Genomic DNA, 17,342 nt, shown 5'->3' on the forward strand with positions numbered 1-17,342 from the left:
GGCTGCAACGATCGGCCCGGGGAACCGCCGGTTCCCCGGGCCGCTCCGTGACCTCCTGGCCCGGCCGCCGCTCGGTCAGACCCGGCCGCCGCTCGGTCGGGCCCGGCCGCCGCTCCGTTAGGCTCGGCGGGCGTGACCCCGGATCCCGCCGCCGTCGCGCGCTGGCTGCGCACCCGGCCCGCCCGCGCGGCCGGCATCCGCGTCCTGGCCGTCGAGGGACGCTCGGGTGCGGGCAAGTCGACGCTGGCCGCCGCCGTGGCCGCGGAGATCACCGCGCCGGTCGTCCGCATGGACGACCTGTACGACGGCTGGGACGGCCTGCAGGCCGGGGTGGACGCCCTGCTGGCGTGGGTGCTGCGTCCCCTGGGCCGCGGGGACCGGGCACGGTGGCGGCGCTACGACTGGACGCGTGGCCGGTACGCCGAATGGCACGAGATCGCCGGGGCGGACGCCGTCGTGGTCGAGGGCGTGGGCTGTGGCGCCCGCGAGGCGGAGCCGTACCTCAGCGGGCTGGTGTGGCTGGAGGCCGGCGAGGAGGTCCGTCGCGCGCGGGCGCTCGCGCGCGACGGCGAGCTGTACGCGCCCCACTGGCGGCGCTGGGCCGAGCAGGAGGAGCGGTACTACGCCCGCCATGACGTGCGCTCCCGGGCCGGCCTCGTCATCGTCACCGGCTGACCTCGCCGGGACATGTCGGTCGGAACGCATCAGTCGATACGCGTCAGGCGGGACGCGTCAGCAGGTCGGCGGGCCGGCGGACCGGCGTACGCGCGGCGGGACGGAGCGCTCCGGGCCGCCGCTCAGCCCAGGCCGGCGCGGTATTCCTCGTCGGTCACCGGCGCGTGCCAGTGCGTCTTGCCGCTCGCCGTGACGGCGATGTGCACCAGCGTGTCGTCGGCGACGGCGCCGTGCCAGTGCTTCTCGCCGGGCTGCACGTGGACCCAGTCGCCCGGCCCGATCAGCGTGCCCCGGGTCTCGCCCCAGCGGGTCACCACCCCGCGCCCCGACAGCACGTGCAGCGCCTGCTCCCCGTCGTGGGTGTGCCAGCCCGAGCGGGCCTGCGGGTCGTAGGAGAAACGGTGGGCGCGCAGGCCGTCCGGCTCCACCTCCGCCAGTGCCTCCGCCTCCCACACGCCGTCGCTGAACCTGTCCGGTCCCGGCTTGGTGGCCTTGATCTCGCCTTCGCGTACGAACCTCATCACGCGCTCCTTTCACCGCGGGCCGGTCGCGTCATGCCGCACCGCCCGCACCCGTCCACGATCCCCGCCGGGGAAGCACGCCATCGCACGCCCGGCCCGCCTGGCCACTCCTCGAACCCGTCGCCCGCGCGGCGCCGCTGACGAACGCGTGCGCCCATCGCCGGTCCCTCCATCGTCGCGGTGAGCAGACATGATCACTATTCTGCATCACAGGCCGGACAACAGCCCAATCGTGGCGATTTGTCCGATTCCTGTCGGGTATTTCTTCCCTGATGAGTCTTGCTGGACGGAGGTGACAGGCATGAGCCTTCCGATGCGACGGGAGTCCAGAGGCCTCGTTCCCGACCTTTTCGACCTGCTGGAGGCGCCGATGGCCGCGCTCCGGCCGATGGCCGGGCAGCAGATGCGGCTTGAGGACTACGTGAAGGACGGCCGGTACGTGCTGCGCGCCGAACTGCCCGGAATCGACCCGGACAAGGACGTGGACATCAGCGTGTCGAACGGCGTGCTGACCATCCACGCCGAGCGGCGCCACGAGGAGCGGCAGGCGCACCGCACCGAGTTCCGGTACGGAGCCTTCACCCGGTCGGTCGTGCTGCCGCCGAACGCGGACGAGAACGACGTGAAGGCGACCTATGCCAAGGGACTCCTCGAAGTGAGCGTGCGCCTCGCCGAGGAGCAGGAGGAGCGCAGGCGAATCCCGATCGAGAAGCCGGAAGGCGGGCAGCAGCAGAGCTGAAGCGCCCGCCTGCGCCGGGCCCGTCCACACCGCGCGGACGGGCCCGAGCTCGCTCGGCACAGAGCCAGCCAGACAGCCACAGGCCCGCCCGCACAGGACAGGGGGCAGACCGCACAGCAACAGGGCCGCTTCAGGGCGCCGACGGGGACCGCACGACGGCGACCGGGCATTCGGCGTGGTGCAGCACTCCCCGGCTGACCGAACCGAGCATCGCCGAGCCCACCGCGCCCCTGCCGTGGGAGCCGACCACGAGCAGGCCGGACGCGCGTGACGCCTGGACGAGCGCGTCGACCGGATGCCCGTAGGCGATCTCCGAACGCACCGGCACCTCGGGATACCGCCGCCACGGGTCCGACAGCTTCTCCCGCGTCACACGCTGACGGGCCTCGCGCACCTCCTCCACGTCGTAGGTGATCTCGGGCGCGAGCGGATGGGCGGGCAGGTGCCAGGCGTGCACGGCCCGCAGCGCGTCGCCGTGCGCCCTGGCCTGCTCGAATGCGTACGCCAGGGCGGGCTCGCATTCGGACGAGTCGTCCACGCCCACGACGATCTCCCCCCTCTCGCCCGTCCAGCCGGGCCGTACGACGACGACCGGGCAGCGGGCCTGCCCCGCGACGTGGGTGCTGACCGATCCGATGACGAGGCCGGCGAAACCGCCGAATCCCCTGCTGCCGAGCACGATCTCGACGGCCTCCTTGGCCTTGTCACGCAGGACGCGGGAGGGAATGCCCTCGATGATCTCCGTACTGATCTCCACGTCCGGCTGCCGCTCGCGGGCCACCGCCTCCGCGGCGGACAGCGCCCGCTCGGCGTGCGCGGTGAGCGGGTCGCCCCCCGAGACGGGAAACTTCGGGATGCCGTACGCCCAGTGGTCCACGACGGAGACGAAGCGCAGCCGGCAGCCGCGGCGGGCGGCGTCGTCCGCGGCCCACCGCACCGCGGCCGTGGCGGCGGGCGAGCCGTCGGTCCCGACGACGACGGGGCCGGCGACGATGGGGCCGGGCATGGGCGCTCCTTTCTCCTCACTCGCCTTTCCGATCTGGACCCTCCATCTCCATGTCATCACCGGCGGCCGCGGCCCTCCAGAGTCGTAGGTCCTCGCCCGGGGCCAGAGCGGGAGCCGGGGCCGGTGCCGGGCCCGCGCGGTCGAGAGGGATGCTGGAGTCCTGGAGGTGGTCCGACATGGAATCGAAGCGCTGGACCGTCGAGATCTTCGTGAACGAGGACGACAACGACGACGTCACCACCGCGACCGCCGTGCTCTATACGCCCGGGGGACAACGCCACGAGAGCGTCGGCCGAGCCCGCCGCAACCCGTCCGACCGGCCCGTGCCCGAGATCGGCGACGAACTGGCGGCCGGACGGGCCCTCGCCGACCTGGGGGCCAAACTCATCGGGGACGGCGCGGAGGACGTGGCCCAGTTCGCGGGTCCGACCTACGAGTCGTACTGAGACCCCGGCCCGTTCAATGGCCGCGATGGCCGCGATGCCGGCGGCAGCGTGGGCGCGCCGAAGGCCGGAGCGCCGGAGCCGGGCCCGGCCGCGCAGCCGGGCCCGACAACCGAGCCGGGCCTGACAAGCAAGCAGAGCCTGACAACCAAGCAGAGCCTGACAACCAAGCCGGGCCTGACAACCAAGCAGAGCCTGACAACCGGGCCGTGCCTGACAACCGGGCCGGATCCCCGGGGGCTCGCCCGAGCCCCCGGGGATCCGCGCATCACAGCCTCGGCTCACCGGCGTACTCGTCCCACCGGTGTCGTCATTCCGTAGGCGCACTCATTCCACGGGCGCGCTCATTCCACGGGCGCGCTCATTCCACCGGTGTCCTCACTCCATGGGGTCGGCCGGGTCATCGCCGAGGAGCCCCGCGGCCCGCATCTCCTCCGCCAGCCAGGCCATGGCGGCCTGCTCTACTCCGCTCGGGCCGGTCGCGGCCATCGGCGTGCCGTTCGCGGCCCGGGGGCCCGCCGGGACGTCACCCGCCGCGCCGCCGGGCGTCCGGCCCCCGGAGGCGGGCGTCCGGCCCCTGCCGGGCCCGTTGGCGTACGGCTGGGCCGCGGCCGTACCGCCTCGCTTGCCCCGTGTCCCCGCGCCGCCGGGCGCTGCGCGCTGGTCGGCCGGCGGGACGCCGCCCCCGGTCGCCGTGGCGCGCCCGCGCGGGCCGCCGGTGACGAGACCGCCGGGCACCGGCCCGTTGGCCGTCGCGCCCGCGCTGCAGGCCGCCTGCGTGGCCATGCCGGGGTGCGGCGGCATTCCGGACTGCGCCCCGGGGTCCGCCTGGCCGCCCTGGCCCGTGTGCCCGGAGTCGCCGCCCTGCCCCCAGTCCGCGCATGCGAGCAGTCCCGCGCCGGTCATCTCGGCGGTGAGCTGCCCGAGCAGCGTGTCGGCCTCGACCGGCTCGGGCGTGATCTGCGCGAGGGCGGGCGCGAGAGCGCGCAGCGCGTTCGGCATCCCCGCGCCGGTGCGGTGGAGGTCGCCGAGGTTCAGCGGGACGCAACTCGATCTGATGATGTGGAAGAGGTGATCGACCCGCCGCGCGTCCCGTCCGCTGAAGGGGCCCTGGAAGTCGCCGTGGTGGGCGAGCACCAGGGCCGCGAGGCCGGCGACGTGCGGCGCGGCCATGGATGTGCCGTCCAGAACGGCGTACCCGTCCGAAGGGACGGCCGACAGGACGGCCACGCCCGGGGCGCACACGTCGATCTCGGGGCCGTGGCAGGTGAAGCGCGGCGAGAAGTAGCCGTCGCCGGTCATCGGCCCGCGGATCTCGGTCTCGTGGGTGGTGCCGGGCGGGAACGCGTCGGCCTTGCCGACGGCCGCGACGGTCAGCACGCCGGGCAGGATTCCGGGGAAGCCGACCGGCCCCCCGTCGTTGCCGGCGGCCACCACGCACGCCACCCCCGCCTCGCGCGCCTGCTCGATCTTCGCGGCGACGAGCGAAGATTGGTGCCTGCTCGCCAGGCTCAGATTGACGACGTCGATCTGCTGCTCGATGCAGTAATCGAGCGCCTGGATGAGATCGCTGAACCGCCCGTCCGGGAAGATCTTGCAGGCGTGCACCTCGGCCTCGACCGCGAAGCCGACGACGCCGCGGCCGTCGTCGGCGCCCGAGACGACGGCCGCGCAGTGGGAGCCGTGGTAGGCGGCGTCGATCGACCAGCCGTCCGGCGCGCCGTCGACGAGGTCGACGCCGGCGCGGACGCGGTCACGCAGGTCGGGGTGCCGCACGTCGGCCCCGGAGTCGATGATGGCGATCTTGACCCCCGCGCCGCGCAGCGTGGGCGGCAGGCGGTCGAGGTTCATCGCCTGCTGGCCCCACCCGAAGACCTGCTTGCCGGGGAAACCGGCGAAGGTCTCCGACAGGCGCATCGGCTCAAGCAGGTTGTCCCGGGTCGTGGACAGGGCGGGACGGTCGACGTGCACGCTCCAGTAGCCGGAGCGCGGCCGGACCGTCACCCCGGTGATCGACTCCGGGGTCTCCCCCACCATCGTGACCACTGCGCGGCCGTCGGTCCCGGTGGACGCCTGGGCGGGCCAGCCGTGCCCGGTCACCAGGACGCTCGCGCCGGGCAGCGGCGTGCCGTCCGCGTCCCTGATCAGGAAGGCGAACGTGCTCTCCACGCCCGGCGGCACCACCGCCGGTGCGGGCCGCCGCCTGCGTGGCGGCTGCGGCACGTCGCTGTAGGTGAGCAGCCGATCGCGCTCGAAGTAGAGCTGCGGATACTGCCGCCGCAGTGCCTCGACGTGCTCGACGGTCATCTCCGCCACGACCACAGCGGGAAACCCGGGTGCCTGAGCCCCCGGGTTCCCCGCCGCATCCCGCAGGCGGCGCAGCACGCGCACCTCGGGGTCGTCCTCCAGCAGCCTGCGCACCGTGTCGCCGTCGAGAGCCGGCACGGCCGCTCCCGGCGTCGCCGGATGCGGCTGGGGCAGTGCGGCCACCATGTAGCGCCGCGGCCGGGACTCCACCGGCTGCGGCGCCTGGCGGGACGCCTGCCGCCCCCGCGGGGACGCCGGGCGCGGCTCCTCGCTTCCGTCCTTGGGCTTGTCGTTATTGGTCACAACGTCTCCGACTCTCCCCAACTCAGGCTGGTGTGGCCCGCCGCGCCGCGTACGGCGCGGCGGGCAGTTCAGGCTCTGTCATCACATTTCGCCGGTCTCGGGACGGCGGGGGCCCGGACCGGCCGCCGACAGGTCCAGGCCCCCGAGGTGATCACGTCACAGCAGTGGAACCGTGGGCCGTCCGGGGGCGACGGCGCCGAGCGCGAACTGGATCTGCGCCAGGCACGTGTCGTACCGCCCGGCCCGGTACAGCTGTACCGCCTGCACCAGCAGCGGGATGATGCCCGCGACCTGGGGCGCCTGCGGGAGTGACGCCTGCAGCCAGCCGTACAGCCGCTGGAGCGTCACGGCGCAGTGCGCCTGCAGCGGCGCGACCGGCGACGGATGCCCCGTCACGACTCCCACGGCCGGGGGCGTCACCGGACTCATCCCCGGACCCATCGACTCCACGGTGTTCCTCCGATCAGAACGCGGCACCGGCCGGCACCGGGACCTGCTGAGCGGCCTGCTGGTGCAGCTGGCCGTACGGCTGGCCGTAACCCTGGCCGTAGCCCTGGCCGTAGCCCTGGCCGCCGTAGACCTGCGACAGCGGCTGCATGGTCATCGGGACCTGCTGCCCGTACGCCCCCTGGGCGGACAGGGCGCCGAGCTGAAGGGCCTGCTGGCCGGGGTGCTGCGCGTACGCCTGGGCGGCGTACGGCTGGCCGTAAACCTGCGGGATCTGCTGGGCCTGGGCCTGGATGGCCTGCAGGGCCTGCAGAATCTGGGGCGGAAGCACCTGCTGCTGAACCTGCTGCTGGATCTGCTCGCGGACCTGGTGCTGGTAGAGCACACCCTCCAGCATCTGGCGGGCCGCGGGAGCGCCATAACGCACGCTGTACCGCGCGACCTTGGTCCAGAAGGTCACCGGGCTCACCAGGTGCTCCTGCGGGAGGACCTGCTCCTCCTGCTGGAGCATCGCCAGCGGCGACAGCTGCTGCTGCATCCCGGGAACCTGCTGATGGAGCTGGTGCATCGCCGGGATCTGCTGGCCGAGCTGCTGCATCGCCGGGATCTGCTGACCGAGCTGCTGCAGGGGCGAGATCTGGTGCTGAGCGCCGTACCCCAGCGTGGTCGCCATCGACGTGGGGTTCATAGCCGTGAACGTCATATTCACTCCTTCGGAGCCAGTAGGTCCGGCCCATCGCCGATGTGATTACATCGCGTTACAGATCCGTCGCACAACGTTATAGGCGTAATGAGTAGATAAGGGCGACTTGGCACTCCGGCGCCGACGTCCGCCGACATCTCTTCTTGCCTTGACAAAATTGTTTGTCGGAGGCCATCCTTGAGGCATGAAGGACGTGGCGGTGATCGAGGACCCGGCGGCGGCGGAGGCCTCCCTGGATCCCATGCGGGCGCGGTTGCTCGCCGAGCTGACGGAGCCCAACTCGGCGACCATGCTGGCGGCCAAGGTGGGGCTGCCGAGGCAGAAGGTCAACTACCATCTCAAGACCCTGGAGCGGCACGGCCTCGTGGAGCTGGTCGAGGAGCGCCGCAAGGGCAACGTCAACGAGCGGGTCATGCGGGCGACGGCGGCGTCGTTCGTGATCTCCCCCGCCGCGCTGGCGTCGGTCGCACCCGATCCGTCACGCGCGCCCGACCGGCTGTCGGCGCGGTGGCTGCTGGCGCTCGCCGCCCAGCTCGTACGCGACGTGGGCACGCTGATCGTCGGAGCGTCCCAGGCACGCAGGAAGCTCGCGACGTTCGCCATCGACGGCCGGGTGCGCTTCGCCACGGCCGCCGACCGGGCCGCGTTCGCCGAGGAGTTGTCGGCCGCCGTGGCCGCGCTCGTGAGTAAATACCACGACGATTCGGCCGAAGGCGGGCGCGATCACCGCCTAGTCGTCGCCGTCCATCCCGCCGTCCCCCGGACGGCCGACACCGAGGAGCGCTGAGGCGTGCCCCACGAGTTCGAACTGCGCAAGGAAGTCGAGCTGGACGCGACCCCCGAGCAGGTATGGGAGGCGATCGCCACCGGCCCGGGGGTGGACTCCTGGTTCATGGGACGCACCGAGATCGAGCCCGCCGAGGGCGGCCGCGGCCGGTTCACCATGTTCGGCAACAGCGAGGGCACCACCGTGACCGGGTACGAGCCCGGCAAACGGTTCGCGTTCCGCGGCGACGGCAACCCCGACGGCACGTTCATGGCGATGGAGTACCTCATCGAGGGACGCGACCATGGCAGCACCGTCCTGCGCCTGGTCCAGCACGGCTTCCTCGGCGACGACTGGGAGACCGAGTTCGAGGCGATGGGCGTCGGCTGGGACATGTACCTGCACAAGCTCGTGCAGTACCTCACGTACTTCCGCGGGCGCCCGGCCACGGTCGTGTCCGCCGTACGCCCCCAGGCGGCCGAGAGCGCGCCGGCCTGGGCGGCGATCAAGGCCGCGCTGGGCCTGCCGGACACGGTCCGGCTGGGCGACCCCGTACGGCTCGCCGTGGACGGGCTGCCGCCCGAGGAAGGGGTGGTCGACTACACCGGATTCCCGGCCTTCCTCGGCCTGCGGACCGCCGACGGGCTCTACCGGTTCATCCACTCCGGTCCGAAGCGGGGGAACGTGGTGGTCCTCGGGCACCACGTCTTCGCCGAGGACGCCGACCAGGAGCACGTCGAGGCCGCCTGGCGGTCCTGGCTCTCCCGGCTGTTCCCCTGACCCTCCAGAACGCACCTCCGGACTCCTGACCACGAAGGACACGACGATGACGAACACCCCTGACCTCGAATACACGATCACCCGCGTCCTGGACGCCTCCCGCGAGGCCGTCTTCGCGGCGTGGACCGAGCCGGAGCGCTTCAGTGAGTGGTTCGGCCCGCACGGCTTCACCACTCCGGTCTCGCTGATCACCATGGACCTGCGGCCCGGCGGCGCGTGGAGCGCGTGCCTCGTGTCGCCGGAGGGCGCCAAGGCCCCCCTCGGGGGCGTCTACCGGGAGATCTCGGCGCCCGAGCGCCTGGTGTTCACCACCGGCGACCCGGACAACCAGGAGGGCGCCGTGGCCTCGGTCGCGACCGTCACGCTCACCGACCTCGGGGACCGTACGGAGATGAGCTTCACGCAGGAGGGCTACAACACCGACCCGGCGCACGCCGAGGCCGCGAAGGCGGGCTGGCTCCAGTTCTTCGACCGGCTCGCCGAGCATCTCGCCTGAAATCACTCCCGGCCGTACGCCACCCCCCGGGGACGTGGCGTACGGCCCCATGGCCGCAGCGGCGGCCGCGCCGAGAGGACCGCCGTGCTCAGCCCTGGCGGGGAACCACGTGGCCGAAGCGGAACAGGTTCGCCGGGTCGTAGACCTCGCGCAGCTTCGCCAGCCGCCGCAGTGTCTCCTCCGGCCAGGCCCGGGAGATCTGCTCGGGGGCCAGAGCGCCGCCCTGGAAGTTGATCAGCGCGCCGCCGGTCGACCAGGGCGCGAGGGCCTCGATCACGGCCCGCACGGCCGCGGGGACGGCCGTGTCCATCAGCTCGGGCACCGGCGCGCCGATGGCGAGCAGCGTGAAGGCGGCCTCGCGCCCGCCCACGGCGTTGGGCTCCCGGGGCTGACGGGCGAGCGCGCCGCCGAGCTGACGGAGCTCGACCACGGCCAGCGGAATCTGCGCGGCCGGGCCGGCGACCGCGAGCAGCGCCTCCACGGTCTCCGCCGTCAGCTCGCGCAGCAGCGCGCCCCGCTCCGCGACCGGCATGGGCTGGGTCGGGTCCTGGTGGATGGAGTCGATCGCCGCGTACGGCAGGGGCTCGACGGCGTCGAGCACCGGCTCGGCCACGGCCCGCATAGGGGCCAGCAGCGCCTCGGCCTCCTGCCCGTCCCCCACGTGGGCGACTCGCAGGTGGACGACGAACCTGCCGCTGAGCTGCGGCGGCAGCTCGGGCAGCGGGGGCAGGCGCAGCAGCGCGACCGAGGTGGTGGTGGTCTCCGGCAGCGTGCCGGCCCAGCCGCGGTAGGCGTGCAGGACCCGCCCGGCGTCCTCGGCCGCGTAGAACAGGCCGCCGCCGTACAGGCCGGTGAGCGGCAGCAGGTCCAGGGTGATCGAGGTGACGACGCCGAACCCGGCCTTGCCGCCGCGCAGCGCCCAGAACAGGTCGGGCTCGCGGACCGCGTCGGCGGTGCGCACCACGCCGTCCCCGGTGACGACGGTGAGCTCCCGCACGTGGTCGGCCGCGAACCCGAAGGTCCGGGCGATCGGCCCGATGCCGCCGCCGAGCGTGAAGCCGGCCACGCCCACGCCGGTCGCCGAGCCGCACAGCGGGGCCAGGCCGTACGGCACCGCGGCGGCGATGACCTCGCCCCACGTGCAGCCGGCCGCGATCGTGGCGGTGCGGGCGGAGGGGTCCACCACGACCTCCCGCATCGCGCGGGTGCTGATCAGGACCGCGCCGTCGGCCGCCTGCACGGCGCCGTGGCCGGTCGACTGCACGGCCACGGGCAGCCCGTGCGCGGCGGCGAGCCGTACGGCCGCGGCGACGTCGCCGGCGTCCCGCGCCGCGACGATCACGGCTGGCCGGTGGCGCACGGCGAGGTTGAACCCGGCGGCCTCCTCCTCGAACCCGTCCTGTCCCGGAACCAGGACCCGGCCGGTGACCTGTCCCCGCAGCGCGTCTTGGATGGTGCTGTGCATGTCCGTCCTTCGGATGTCGTTTGCTGTGACGGTGACAGTTGTCGCAGCCGGGGCTTGGTGTTCTCTTGCGCCTGCCGGGCCGGGGTGCGGCGGACGTTCCCACGGGATCCTAGGGACGCGCTAGGAATGTCCAAGACGGCCCCCGCACGCTGGGGCGATGTCGTCGCCGTCGAACAAGCGCCGGACGCGGTACGCCGCGTCGCCGGGAACGTCGCCCGGAACGTCACCGGGTACGTCGCCCGGAACGTCGCCCGGAACGTCACCGGGAACACTGCTGCTGCGCGAGGTGCCGGCGCACACGGGCGCGCCGGGAGCCGGCATCATCGGCCCGGCGCTGGAACGCGTCCTGCGCGAGGCGCCGGCCGCGCGGTGCCGCCTCTACGTGCTGACCGACCTCGGCCGGCCGGCCGCCGCCGCCCCGCTCGCCGCCGCGCTGCTGGAGACCGGGATGCCCCGGCACGTCCCGGAGTGGGCGCTGCTGCACGCGCTCGCCGTGGCCGCACCGCACCGCGGCGGCGGGCTGGACCGCCGCCTGCTCGACGACCTGCTGATGGAGTTGCGCGCGGACGGCGTCCGGGCCGTGTGGTTCCTCCCCGGCCCGGGGGACGACGACCTGCGCGCCCTACTGGAGAGCGCCGGTTTCAGGTCCGCGACGAACCACGGTCTCTCTCGCGAGAACGAGCAGACAGATGGGTATGATGAGCCCGAAATCTGGCGGTGGGCCCCCGGGCTCTTTCGGGAGTTGTGATGCGCACGAGCATCGACGGAGCGCGATCACCGGTGCCGCGCCCGGGTCTGGACGGCCACCAGGGCCCCGCTCTGGACTTCCGCCTCCTCGGCACGCTAGAGGTCGCCGACGGCACGGGGACGATCCTCGATCTCGGGCCCCGCAAGCAGCGGGCCGTGCTCGCGCTGCTGTTACTGAACGCGCCCCATGTCGTGCCCCTCGACCAGCTCATCGACCGGCTGTGGCGGGACGAGCCGCCCTCCAGCGCCACGGGAACGCTCCAGGCGTACATCTCCCATCTGCGCAGGACGCTCGAACCCCTGCGCAGCCCGCGCTCCCCCGCCCGGGTCCTGCGTACGCGCGAGCCCGGCTACCTGCTGGACATCAAGCCTGAACAGGTCGACGCCGAGCGGTTCGGCCGGGCGGCCGAGGCCGGGCACGCCGCGCTGGCCGCGGGCCGGGCCGAAGAGGCCGAGCGGATCCTCGGCCCGGCGCTGGCGCTGTGGCGGGGCGAGCCGCTGGCCGACCTGGCCGACGAGCCGTTCGCCCGGTCCACCGTCGCCCGCCTGGGCGAGACCCGCCTGCACGCGCTGACCGTACGCGCCGAGGCGTGGCTCGCGCTCGGACGGGCGGCCGAGGTGGCGGTCGAGGTCGAGCGGCTGCTCGAACAGGACCCCTACCGCGAGGGTCTGTGGGCGCTGCTCATGCGGGCCCTCTACCGGGAGCGCAGGCAGGCCGAGGCGCTGTCCGCCTACCAGCGTTGCCGCGCGCTGCTCGGCGACGAACTGGGCCTCGACCCGAGTCCCGAACTGCGGCGGCTGGAGCAGGCCATCCTCGTCCAGGACGAGTCCCTGGCGGGGGTGTGGGCCCCCGCGGTCGCCGTGCCGCCGGAGCCCGCCCGATACGCGCGGGCTGGCACTGGCGCGGGCGTGCGGGGCGGCGCAGCGGGCGACCATACCGGGGACGGGAACGCCGGAGCCGAGAACACCCGGCACAAGAACACCGGGCACGAGAACACCGGGCACAAGAACACCGGGCACAAGAACACCGGGCACAAGAACACCGAGCGCGAGAACACCGGGCACGCCGCCGTGCCGGGACTGGTGGGGCGGGAGCCGCACCTGCGCCGGATCGCCGAGCGGCTCGACGACCTGCGCCGGGGCGCGGGTGGCGTGTTCCTGGTGAGCGGGGAGTCCGGCATCGGCAAGACCCGCCTGGCGGAGGCCGCCGCGAGCATGGCGGCCGAGCGCGGGGCCGCGGTCGCCTGGAGCAGGTGCGTCGAGGGCAGCGGAGCCCCAGCGTTCTGGCCCTGGATCCAGGCGCTCAACGCCCTCGGCGCGGCCCACCCGCCGGGAGCGCAGACTCCGGGAACACAGACTCCGGGAACACAGACTCCGGAAACACAGACTCCGGAATCACAGGCTCCGGGAACGGCCCGGACTTCCGCGACGGACAGGGTTCCGGCGACCGGCCGGGTTGCGGGAGCCGGCGAGGCCCGCAAGACCGGGAAGGCCGGGCAGACGGCGGAGTCTGGGGAGACGGGCGGCGATCTCGCCAGGCTCGCCCACCGTCTCTCGGACGGCGACCGAGATGGCGACCGAGATGGCGACCGAACGGACACGGCCGACCCCGACACCGCCCGGTTCCTGCTGCACGACGGCGTGGCCCGGGCGCTCACGCGGCGGGCCTCCGCCGCCCCGGTGCTGGTCGTGGTGGAGGACCTCCACTGGGCCGACGCCGCCTCGCTGAAGCTGCTCACCTTCCTCGGCGCCGATTTGCACCGCGTCCCGCTCCTGGTCCTGGTCACCGTACGGCCCGAACCGGCGGTGGACCGGCAGGCGCTGACCGAGGCGCTCGGCGAGCTGACGCGCCAGCGCGGCACCGAACGGATGACCGTCGCCCCGCTCACCCACGAGCAGATCGCCGACTACCTGCGCGAGGCCGGATGGGCCGGCCCCGGGTCGGCGCTCGCCTCCGCGCTGCACGACAGGACCGGCGGCAACCCGTTCTTCCTGGGTGAACTGCTGCGCCTGCTGACCAGCACCCATCCCGACGGCCGGGTGGGCGCGGCGGACGTGCTCGCCCTGACGGTGCCCGACGGCGTGCGCGACGTGATCAACCAGCGGGTGTCGCGGCTGCCGGAGGACTCCCAGACCCTGCTGCGGGCGGCCGCCGTGATCGGCAGGGACGTGGACGCCGACGTGCTGGAGACCGCGACCGGGGTCGGCGGCGCCCGGGTGATGATGCTGCTCGAACCGGCCGTCGCGACCGGGCTGCTGGTCGAGGTGGACGGCGGCTGGGACTACCGCTTCTCCCACGCGCTGGTGCAGGAGGCGCTGTACTCCGGGCTCAGCCGCCGGCAGCGGGCCCAGCTCCACGGCCGGGTGGGCGAGGCCATCGAGACCCTGCGGTGGGGTGAGGCCGCGTCGCGGCTGCCCGCGCTGGCCCACCACTTCGGGCTGGCCGCCCGGGTCGGCCACGCGGACAAGGCCGTCTCGTACGCCGTGGAGGCGGCCGGGCAGGCGACGGCCCGGCTCGCCTACGACGAGGCCGTCCTCTACTGGGAGCAGGCCCTCGACGCCTGCGCCGCCGGGCCCGGGGCCACCCGCTGCGCCCTGCTGATCGGCCTGGGCAAGGCCCGGCGGGTGACCGGCGACGTGGAGGGGGCGCGCGGCGCGCTGGACGAGGCCGTGACGCTCGCGACCGGCATCGGCGACGACGCCGCCGTCATCGAGGCGGCCACCGTCTTCGGCGGCGTCACCCTGTGGAACTGGCGCTCGTACGGCGTGGTCGACCAGCGCATGGTGACCGTGCTGGAGGACCAGCTCTCCCGGCTTGGCCCGGACGCCGTGCGCACCCGCGCGGAGCTGCTCGGCACGCTCGGCGTCGAGCTGTACTACGGCGACCGGCGCGAGGAGGGCCGCCGCCACGCGCTGGAGGCCGTGGAACTGGCCCGGCGCACCGGCGACCCCCCGCTGCTGGCCCGTACGCTGAACAACTTCGTCATCGCGGCCTGGACGCCCGAGCACGAGGAGGAGCGTTACCGCGCGGCCGAGGAGATGCTGGGCCTGCCCGGTCTGCCCAGGGTCACCGAGATCGTCGCCCGCCTGCACCGCATGCCCAAGTTCCTGAAGGCGGGCATGCTCGCCGACTACGACGCGGAGCTGGCCCGCTGCCTGCGGCTCACCGCGGAGGTGCGGATGCCGGAGATCGAGACGCAGGTCGCGTACGCCGCGGCCGGTCGGGCGATGCTGGCCGGCGACTGGGAGGAGATGGACCGGCAGGCGGTCATCGGCACCGGCAGCTACCGCCGCACCAGTCTGTGGGGGACGGACATCCTCAAGCTGATCTACGCGTTCTTCGCCGACTGGTGCCGGGGACGGCCCAGCCCACTGCTGACGGAGCTGGTCGAGGCCGCTGCCGACGATTCCAACATGATCGCGCGGCCCACGGCCGTCCTCGCCGCGCTGGGGACGGGCGACCACGAGCTGGCCCATCGCCTGATCGACCGCTGGGGCGCGGTGCGGCCACGCGACTGGACGTGGCAGTTCGTCGCCTGGCAGTGGGCCCTGGTCGCCGCGGAGCTCGGCCGGCCCGACCCGCACGACCTGCTCGACGAGCTGCGGCCGATCGCCGGCGAGCTCATGACCATGGGCACGGGCTGCCTGTCGTGGGGAACGCTTCACGACGTGGTCGCCCGGCTCCTGCGCCGGGCCGGCGACGTTCCGGCCGCCCTGGCGCACGCGGAGGCCGGGCGCGATGCCCACCGGCGGCTCGGCCTGCCTCATCTCGTGAGCGGCAGCGAGGCGCTCCTGCGCGAGATCCGTGCCGCCGCGAGGGACGCCGGCCGCATCGGCGAAGCGCCGGCCTGACGCCGGGGCGCGTTCCGAGCTCTGGACGCGGGACAGTGCGGGGCGTTCGCAACTGCGCCGGTCCTGCTCTTGTCGAGATGCTGCGGCGGATTTTCCGCGGCATCGTGGGTGCCATGAGCCAGCGACAGGCCGCCCCCGGACACGAGCACGAGCACGGCCACGGGCACGGCCACGGGCATGGGCATGGCCACGGGCACGGACACGGCCACGAGCACGGGCGCGGGCGCGGGCGCGGGCGCGGCGTGACGACCCTCCGCGCACGGGTGGCGCATCTGCTGCGCCCGCACTCGCACGAACCCGCCGACAAGGTCGACCCGGCGATGGAGTCGTCCGCATGGGGGATGCGCGCGATGTGGGTGTCGCTGGCCGGTCTCGGCGCGACCACGCTGGTCCAGGCGGCGGTGGTGGCCCTGTCGGGATCGGTGGCGCTGTTGGGCGACACCCTGCACAACGCGGCCGACGCGCTGACCGCCGTACCGCTCGGGATCGCGTTCCTGCTGGGCCGCCGCCCGCCCACCCGTCGCTACACCTACGGCTACGGACGGGCCGAGGACCTGGCGGGCGTGGTCATCGTCGCGGCGATCGCCGCCTCCTCGATCGCCGCGACGTACGCGGCGATCGGGCGGCTCCTGGAGCCCCGGGAGGTCTCCCACCTGGGGGCAGTCGCGGCGGCGGCCATCGTGGGCTTCGCCGGGAACGAGCTGGTCGCCCGCCACCGCATCCGCGTCGGGCGCGAGATCGGCTCGGCGGCCCTCGTCGCCGACGGGCTGCACGCCCGCACCGACGGCTTCACCTCACTGGCCGTGCTGGCCGGAGCCGGAGGGTCGGCCCTGGGCTGGACCTGGGCCGATCCCGCCGTCGGCCTGCTCATCACGGTCGCGATCCTGATGGTGCTGCGGCAGGCGGCGCGGGAGGTGTACCGGCGGCTGATGGACGCCGTCGACCCCGCTCTCGTGGACCGCGCCGAGGCGACCCTGCGGGGCACCCCCGGCGTGCTCGGCCTGGGTCAGGTGCGGCTGCGCTGGATCGGCCACCGGCTCAGGGCCGAGTGCGAGGTCGTCGTCGACCCGGCCGCCACGGTGGTGGAGGCCCATCGCGTCGCGGCCGAGGCCGAGCACAACCTGATCCACGCCATCCCCCGGCTGACGGCCGCCATCGTGCACGCCGATCCGCTTTCCCACGACGGCGTGGACCACCACGCCGTCCTCGACGGCCACCGGCACGACCAACCCCCGGCCGACATCGTCCGGCATCGCGCCGGCTGACCGGAGCACGAGACGCCCGGCGTCCGGAGGCCCTTTTCCTGACCGGGGTCAGAACCAGCCGCAGTGCCGGGCCATCGCGGCGAGGCCGTCGCGCAGCGCCTGCTCCACCCGGCCTGGGTGATCGCCGTACCCGACGCGGAAGCGGTTGTAGACGTCGTGGCTGGAGGTGAGGAAGCCACCCCTCTTGTCGGCCTCAAGGATCACGTCCATCGAGTGCGGTCCGGCGATGAAGGTCAGCTCCAGCTCGCTGAAGTGGCGGCGCCATTCCGGTCCGGCGTGATACTCGATCTCCTGGTAGAACGGCATGGTCGAGCCCCGAAGGGTGCCGCGCTCCAGGTCGGCCCGCTTGAAGTGGAAGCCCATGTGGACGAGCGCTCCGAGCAGGTGGTCCTGCGCGGGCAGCGGGTTGACGTGCAGCGGGTCGAGGTCGCCCTTGTCGAGCGCGCCCGCGAGCGCCAGCTCGGTGGCCACGCCGAGCCGCATGCCGGGCAGCGGGCGCCCGCCGACCGCGCTGACCGGCGTCTCCCACGGCACCGGGATCGCGAACGGCAGCGCGCGGGCCTCCCCCGCCCGCAGGTCGAACGGCCCGGACACCGGCGCCCGCAGGAAGCTGTAGGTCGCGTGGTGTTCCTGGTCGCCGTGCTCGACCTCCACGACGGCGGTGAAGTCGACGGTGATCCCGTCCACCTTGTGGTCGGACGACCCGCCCCTGAAGCGGACCTCGCCGTGCAGGGTCTCCCCCGGGCTCACGTGCGGGTCGCGCAGCACCGTGTCGACCTCGACGCCGGCCCCGAGCGCGGCCATCAGCTTGCGGAACACCGGTCACT

Annotated in this window: 16 protein-coding genes; 9 read left to right on the top strand and 7 right to left on the bottom strand. The window is 73.8% G+C overall.

What is annotated here, in order from left to right; all coding sequences use genetic code 11:
* The first annotated feature begins 132 nt into the window (after nt 1-132).
* On the top strand, nt 133-675 hold the full coding sequence (locus tag FLX07_RS17395; protein ID WP_142571839.1) for a nucleoside/nucleotide kinase family protein: 543 nt from the start codon (nt 133-135) through the stop codon (nt 673-675).
* A 122-nt stretch (nt 676-797) separates the two neighbouring features.
* On the opposite strand, the gene FLX07_RS17400 is transcribed toward FLX07_RS17395, so the two are convergent.
* On the bottom strand, nt 798-1,196 hold the full coding sequence (locus FLX07_RS17400) for a cupin domain-containing protein (protein ID WP_142571840.1): 399 nt from the start codon (nt 1,194-1,196) through the stop codon (nt 798-800).
* Between the two features lie 301 nt (nt 1,197-1,497).
* Here FLX07_RS17400 and FLX07_RS17405 point away from each other — a divergent pair, with 301 nt between their 5' ends.
* Nucleotides 1,498-1,935: an Hsp20/alpha crystallin family protein gene (locus FLX07_RS17405; protein WP_142571841.1), complete on the top strand. Its 438-nt coding sequence runs from the start codon at nt 1,498-1,500 to the stop codon at nt 1,933-1,935.
* Between the two features lie 130 nt (nt 1,936-2,065).
* Here the strand turns inward: FLX07_RS17405 and FLX07_RS17410 are convergent, their stop codons facing one another.
* Nucleotides 2,066-2,941, bottom strand: coding sequence for a universal stress protein (locus FLX07_RS17410; protein ID WP_142571842.1), 876 nt, complete (start codon nt 2,939-2,941; stop codon nt 2,066-2,068).
* A 176-nt stretch (nt 2,942-3,117) separates the two neighbouring features.
* On the opposite strand from FLX07_RS17410, the gene FLX07_RS17415 reads away from it, so the two are divergent.
* Nucleotides 3,118-3,387 (top strand): DUF1876 domain-containing protein, encoded by a 270-nt coding sequence (locus tag FLX07_RS17415; RefSeq protein ID WP_142571843.1) that lies wholly within the window; start codon nt 3,118-3,120, stop codon nt 3,385-3,387.
* Between the two features lie 375 nt (nt 3,388-3,762).
* Here the strand turns inward: FLX07_RS17415 and FLX07_RS38460 are convergent, their stop codons facing one another.
* From FLX07_RS38460 to FLX07_RS17430, 3 genes are all read right to left on the bottom strand, one after another.
* Nucleotides 3,763-5,994, bottom strand: a complete 2,232-nt coding sequence (locus FLX07_RS38460; RefSeq protein WP_142571844.1) for a S8 family serine peptidase — start codon at nt 5,992-5,994, stop codon at nt 3,763-3,765.
* A gap of 156 nt (nt 5,995-6,150) precedes the next feature.
* The gene (locus FLX07_RS17425; protein WP_142571845.1) at nt 6,151-6,414 is read right to left on the bottom strand and encodes a hypothetical protein; all 264 of its coding nucleotides are present in this window, start codon (nt 6,412-6,414) and stop codon (nt 6,151-6,153) included.
* Nucleotides 6,415-6,457: 43 nt separating this feature from the next.
* Nucleotides 6,458-7,144 (bottom strand): hypothetical protein, encoded by a 687-nt coding sequence (locus FLX07_RS17430; protein WP_142571846.1) that lies wholly within the window; start codon nt 7,142-7,144, stop codon nt 6,458-6,460.
* A gap of 184 nt (nt 7,145-7,328) precedes the next feature.
* Here FLX07_RS17430 and FLX07_RS17435 point away from each other — a divergent pair, with 184 nt between their 5' ends.
* From FLX07_RS17435 to FLX07_RS17445, 3 genes are read left to right on the top strand one after another with little or no spacing between them, the layout of a single operon-like run.
* Nucleotides 7,329-7,931 carry an ArsR/SmtB family transcription factor gene (locus tag FLX07_RS17435; protein ID WP_189105014.1) on the top strand — a complete coding sequence of 201 codons (603 nt, stop codon included), beginning with the start codon at nt 7,329-7,331 and terminating at the stop codon, nt 7,929-7,931.
* 3 nt (nt 7,932-7,934) lie between these two features.
* Nucleotides 7,935-8,690 carry an SRPBCC family protein gene (locus FLX07_RS17440; protein WP_142571847.1) on the top strand — a complete coding sequence of 252 codons (756 nt, stop codon included), beginning with the start codon at nt 7,935-7,937 and terminating at the stop codon, nt 8,688-8,690.
* A 46-nt stretch (nt 8,691-8,736) separates the two neighbouring features.
* The gene (locus FLX07_RS17445; protein ID WP_142571848.1) at nt 8,737-9,186 is read left to right on the top strand and encodes an SRPBCC family protein; all 450 of its coding nucleotides are present in this window, start codon (nt 8,737-8,739) and stop codon (nt 9,184-9,186) included.
* Between the two features lie 88 nt (nt 9,187-9,274).
* Here the strand turns inward: FLX07_RS17445 and FLX07_RS17450 are convergent, their stop codons facing one another.
* Nucleotides 9,275-10,651, bottom strand: a complete 1,377-nt coding sequence (locus FLX07_RS17450; RefSeq protein ID WP_142571849.1) for an FAD-binding oxidoreductase — start codon at nt 10,649-10,651, stop codon at nt 9,275-9,277.
* Nucleotides 10,652-10,808: 157 nt separating this feature from the next.
* Here FLX07_RS17450 and FLX07_RS17455 point away from each other — a divergent pair, with 157 nt between their 5' ends.
* The 3 genes from FLX07_RS17455 (at nt 10,809) to FLX07_RS17465 (ending at nt 16,515) form a co-directional block, all read left to right on the top strand.
* Nucleotides 10,809-11,399 (top strand): GNAT family N-acetyltransferase, encoded by a 591-nt coding sequence (locus tag FLX07_RS17455; protein ID WP_142571850.1) that lies wholly within the window; start codon nt 10,809-10,811, stop codon nt 11,397-11,399.
* Nucleotides 11,399-15,250, top strand: coding sequence for an ATP-binding protein (locus FLX07_RS17460; RefSeq protein ID WP_142571851.1), 3,852 nt, complete (start codon nt 11,399-11,401; stop codon nt 15,248-15,250). Before FLX07_RS17455 ends, FLX07_RS17460 begins: the two co-directional genes overlap by 1 nt.
* A gap of 113 nt (nt 15,251-15,363) precedes the next feature.
* Nucleotides 15,364-16,515: a cation diffusion facilitator family transporter gene (locus tag FLX07_RS17465; protein ID WP_142571852.1), complete on the top strand. Its 1,152-nt coding sequence runs from the start codon at nt 15,364-15,366 to the stop codon at nt 16,513-16,515.
* 48 nt (nt 16,516-16,563) lie between these two features.
* On the opposite strand, the gene FLX07_RS17470 is transcribed toward FLX07_RS17465, so the two are convergent.
* Nucleotides 16,564-17,334: a sporulation protein gene (locus FLX07_RS17470; RefSeq protein ID WP_229689812.1), complete on the bottom strand. Its 771-nt coding sequence runs from the start codon at nt 17,332-17,334 to the stop codon at nt 16,564-16,566.
* Between the last annotated feature and the right edge of the window lie 8 nt (nt 17,335-17,342).

Origin of the sequence: Microbispora bryophytorum (assembly GCF_006874465.1) — a bacterium.
Lineage (GTDB): Bacteria > Actinomycetota > Actinomycetes > Streptosporangiales > Streptosporangiaceae > Microbispora > Microbispora bryophytorum.

Excerpts from the sequence above, each read along its gene's own strand:
- FLX07_RS17435 (WP_189105014.1), top strand. The coding sequence starts at position 7,329 with ATGAAGGACGTGGCGGTGATCGAGGACCCGGCGGCGGCGGAGGCCTCC.
- FLX07_RS17465 (WP_142571852.1), top strand. The coding sequence starts at position 15,364 with ATGAGCCAGCGACAGGCCGCCCCCGGACACGAGCACGAGCACGGCCAC.
- FLX07_RS17410 (WP_142571842.1), bottom strand. The coding sequence starts at position 2,941 with ATGCCCGGCCCCATCGTCGCCGGCCCCGTCGTCGTCGGGACCGACGGC.
- FLX07_RS17400 (WP_142571840.1), bottom strand. The coding sequence starts at position 1,196 with ATGAGGTTCGTACGCGAAGGCGAGATCAAGGCCACCAAGCCGGGACCG.
- FLX07_RS17445 (WP_142571848.1), top strand. The coding sequence starts at position 8,737 with ATGACGAACACCCCTGACCTCGAATACACGATCACCCGCGTCCTGGAC.
- FLX07_RS17455 (WP_142571850.1), top strand. The coding sequence starts at position 10,809 with ATGTCGTCGCCGTCGAACAAGCGCCGGACGCGGTACGCCGCGTCGCCG.
- FLX07_RS17460 (WP_142571851.1), top strand. The coding sequence starts at position 11,399 with ATGCGCACGAGCATCGACGGAGCGCGATCACCGGTGCCGCGCCCGGGT.
- FLX07_RS17405 (WP_142571841.1), top strand. The coding sequence starts at position 1,498 with ATGAGCCTTCCGATGCGACGGGAGTCCAGAGGCCTCGTTCCCGACCTT.
- FLX07_RS17430 (WP_142571846.1), bottom strand. The coding sequence starts at position 7,144 with ATGACGTTCACGGCTATGAACCCCACGTCGATGGCGACCACGCTGGGG.
- FLX07_RS17415 (WP_142571843.1), top strand. The coding sequence starts at position 3,118 with ATGGAATCGAAGCGCTGGACCGTCGAGATCTTCGTGAACGAGGACGAC.
- FLX07_RS17450 (WP_142571849.1), bottom strand. The coding sequence starts at position 10,651 with ATGCACAGCACCATCCAAGACGCGCTGCGGGGACAGGTCACCGGCCGG.